This window comes from Paraplanobispora siamensis (assembly GCF_016863175.1).
Taxonomy (GTDB): domain Bacteria; phylum Actinomycetota; class Actinomycetes; order Streptosporangiales; family Streptosporangiaceae; genus Planobispora; species Planobispora siamensis.
This window is the reverse complement of the sequence record NZ_BOOJ01000151.1, coordinates 1-816: the sequence shown is the minus strand read 5'-3', so window position 1 is coordinate 816 and position 816 is coordinate 1. Positions and strand designations below refer to the sequence as shown.

General features: G+C 66.4%; 1 protein-coding gene. It reads left to right on the top strand.

The features are described 5' to 3' along the window. The coding region (locus Psi01_RS42970; RefSeq protein WP_204069969.1) for a sugar ABC transporter permease at positions 1–815 on the top strand (815 nt) is incomplete at its 5' end. Between the last annotated feature and the right edge of the window lies 1 nt (position 816).

The window sequence follows — 816 nt, the reverse complement described above, 5'->3', positions numbered from 1 at the left end:
TCGGCAGTTCGATCCTGCTGCACGGCACGCTCGTCGTCGCGTCCCTCATCTCGCTCTTCCCGGTCGTCTGGCTCATCTTGACCTCGCTCAAGCCGCGCGACGGCTGGCTGTCGACCGAGCTGACGTTCTTCGACGACTCCTCGCTGGACAACTACACCCGGGTGCTCACCGAGACGCAGTTTCCGACCTGGCTGCTCAACTCCGTCATCATCGCGGGACTGACCACGGTCATCGGGGTGTTCCTGGCCTCCACGACCGGGTACGCGATCAGCCGTTTCCGCTTCCCGGGCTACCGCGGCGTCATGTGGATGCTGCTGATCACCCAGATGTTCCCGGTGGCGATCTTGATCGTGCCGTTGTACAACCTGATGGCGGGTCTGGGACTGCTCAACCAGATCCCGGGTCTGGTCATCGCCTACATGACCGTGGCGGTGCCGTTCTGCGCGTGGATGATGAAGGGCTACTTCGACTCCATCCCGCGGGAGATTGACCAGGCCGGCCTGGTGGACGGGCTGACCCCGTTCGGCACCTTCTGGCGGGTCATCCTGCCGCTGGCCCGCCCCAGCATCGCGGTCACCGCGTTCTACTCCTTCATGACCGCCTGGGGCGAGGTCGCCTACGCCACCGTGTTCATGACCGGAGACGACAAGCGCACCCTGGCGGCCGGCCTGCAGCAGTTCGTCGGGCAGTTCTGGGCCGACTGGGGCCTGATGACGGCCGCGGCCGTGCTGATCGCGGTGCCCGCGGCGGTCGTCTTCCTGCTGGTCCAGCGCAACCTCGTGGCCGGGCTGACCGCCGGCGCCACGAAGCTGTGAC